The sequence below is a fragment of the Streptomyces sp. NPDC025806 genome (assembly GCF_055558275.1).
Genome location: NZ_JBVHMU010000047.1, coordinates 6,570 through 8,825 on the forward strand (window position 1 = coordinate 6,570; position 2,256 = coordinate 8,825).

The 2,256-nt window shown below is 70.3% G+C and carries 2 protein-coding genes; one reads left to right on the forward strand and one right to left on the reverse strand.

The genetic code is table 11. From position 1 onward, the window contains the following. Positions 1-144: 144 nt before the first annotated feature. On the reverse strand, positions 145-1,419 hold the full coding sequence (locus tag ACZ4E1_RS40175; RefSeq protein ID WP_467548942.1) for an LCP family protein: 1,275 nt from the start codon (positions 1,417-1,419) through the stop codon (positions 145-147). Positions 1,420-1,526: 107 nt separating this feature from the next. Between ACZ4E1_RS40175 and ACZ4E1_RS40180 the strand changes: the two genes are divergently transcribed. After that, a complete protein-coding gene (locus ACZ4E1_RS40180; protein ID WP_467548944.1) occupies positions 1,527-2,069 on the forward strand; it encodes an acyl-CoA thioesterase in 543 nt (180 codons plus the stop codon). Positions 2,070-2,256 lie beyond the last annotated feature (187 nt).

The window sequence follows — 2,256 nt, forward strand, 5'->3', positions numbered from 1 at the left end:
CCATCCCCCGCGGGGGGGGGGCCGCACCCAACACCCCCTTCCTACACTCCCGGGGGGGGCCGGGGGGGGGGGGGGGGGGCCTTCCCCGGGGGGGGGGGGGGGGGCCCACCCCCCCCCCCCCCCCGTCCACGTTCGGTCCGACGGTCAGTCGCTCGTGACCGTGACCTTCTCGTCGTTGTTGAACTGGTCGACGAGCTGCTTGACCTTGGCCTTGTCCCACAGGAGGTTGCCGCCGACCGAGCCGTTGACCGGCATGTTCATCGACTTGCCGTCGCCGCCGGAGACCGACTTCATGGCCATGAACATCGAGCCCAGGTCCCACAGGCTCATGTCCTTGTCGACGACCAGGGAGTCGAGGCCCGCGCCCATCGTGGGGTAGAGCTTGAACGGGTTCATGACCGTGCCGGGGGACGCCACCTTGTGGGCCAGCGCGGCGAGGAAGGCCTGCTGGTTCTTGGTGCGCTGGAGGTCGGAGGCCGCGAAGGCGTGGCGGGTGCGGACGAAGGCGAGGGCCTGCTGTCCGTTCAGGGTCTGCTTGCCCTTCTCGAAGTCCGCCCCGGACCACTTGTCCTTGAAGCCGTCCTTCAGGTCCATCTCGACGCCGCCGACCGCGTCCACGATGTTGGCGAAGCCGGCGAAGCCGATCTCCGCGTAGTGGTCGATGTGCAGGCCGGTGTTGGACTCGACGGTGCGGACGAGGAGCTCGGGGCCGTCCTCCGCGTAGGCGGCGTTCAGCTTCACCTGGCGGCCGGTGCCCGGGTAGAGCTTGCCGGACTCGGCGCCCTTGAAGGAGGGGATCGTCACGTTCGAGTCGCGGGGCAGGGAGACGAGGGTGTCGCCGTTGTCACCGACGTGCAGGATCATCATCGTGTCCGTGCGCTTGCCCTCGGCGGAGCCGGTGTGCAGCTTCTTCTTCTGCTCGTCGGACATGCCCTCGCGGCTGTCGGTGCCGACGATCAGGTAGTTCGTGCCGTCGCCGGTCTCGGGGCGGTTGATGACCTTGGAGAGGTCGACGTCCCGGTGCAGCTTGGAGTCGGCCCAGAAGTACGTGGCGATGCTGGTGACGCCGACCACGGCGACGAGCGTGATGACGCCCCACTTGATGCGCTTGCCCCAGTTCGCGGGGCGGGCCGGGCGGCCGGTGGGCGGCCCGTAGTCGTCACCGCCGCCGCCCCCGTGCGGGGAGCGGCTCTGCTGGCCGTAGACCTGGCCCGTGTTGTAGCCGCTGTCGTAGGACGGCTCGTCGCGGTACCGGTCGCCGTAGCCGTCGTCGTACGCGGGCTGCTGCGGGGGCACCGGTCGCTGCACCTGGCGCATCGAGCGCACACCCTCGGGGCGTGCGCTCGAGCTGCCTCGGCCGTAGCCGCCGCGCGAGCCACCGCCCTGCCTGTCGCTCCACCCCTCGGGCCAGTCATTCATACGGCCCAGTGTGCCGTGCGCGGGTGGGCCCCTTACAGGGCGGTGGGTAAATCGGACCGGGGCTGTTGCAGAGCTGACACAAACGAGCCCCGCATATGGTGGGTGCCATGACAGACCAGGCCCACGGCACGGAATCCGAAATTCCGGGCAAGCCGACTTCCGCTTCCCGCACGACGTTGTCGCACATCATGACGCACAACGACACCAACCTCCTGGGTACGGTGCACGGCGGCGTGATCATGAAACTCGTGGACGACGCGGCGGGTGCGGTGGCCGGGCGGCACTCCGGCGGGCCCGCGGTCACCGCGTCCATGGACGAGATGGCGTTCCTGGAGCCGGTCCGGGTCGGGGACCTCGTGCATGTGAAGGCGCAGGTCAACTGGACCGGGCGGACCTCGATGGAGGTCGGCGTGCGGGTCCTCGCGGAGCGGTGGAACGAGTCGACGCCGCCGCAGCAGGTGGGCTCGGCGTATCTGGTGTTCGCCGCCGTGGACGCGGACGGCAAGCCTCGGATCGTGCCGCCGGTGGAGCCGGAGACGGATCGTGACCGGCGCCGCTACCAGGAGGCCCAGATCCGGCGCCAGCATCGCCTGGCCCGGCGCCGCGCCATCAAGGAACTCCGGGCGAAGTCCGCCCCGGAAGAGGACTGAACCCGCCGTAGCTCCGCCCCTTTCGTCGGGCGTCTGCGGCCCGGTGGGGCTTCTCGCGCAGTTCCCCGCGCCCCTGGAGATGCGCACTTCGTGCGCGATCTCCATCGGGCGGTGGCGCATCGGGGAAATGCGCCCGAAGGGCATGCATTTCAGGGGCGCGGGGAACTGCGCGACCAGCCCCCACCGG

What these genes read in the sequence shown, in the direction of transcription:
- ACZ4E1_RS40175 (WP_467548942.1), bottom strand. Translation starts at nt 1,419, where the DNA reads ATGAATGACTGGCCCGAGGGGTGGAGCGACAGGCAGGGCGGTGGCTCG.
- ACZ4E1_RS40180 (WP_467548944.1), top strand. Translation starts at nt 1,527, where the DNA reads ATGACAGACCAGGCCCACGGCACGGAATCCGAAATTCCGGGCAAGCCG.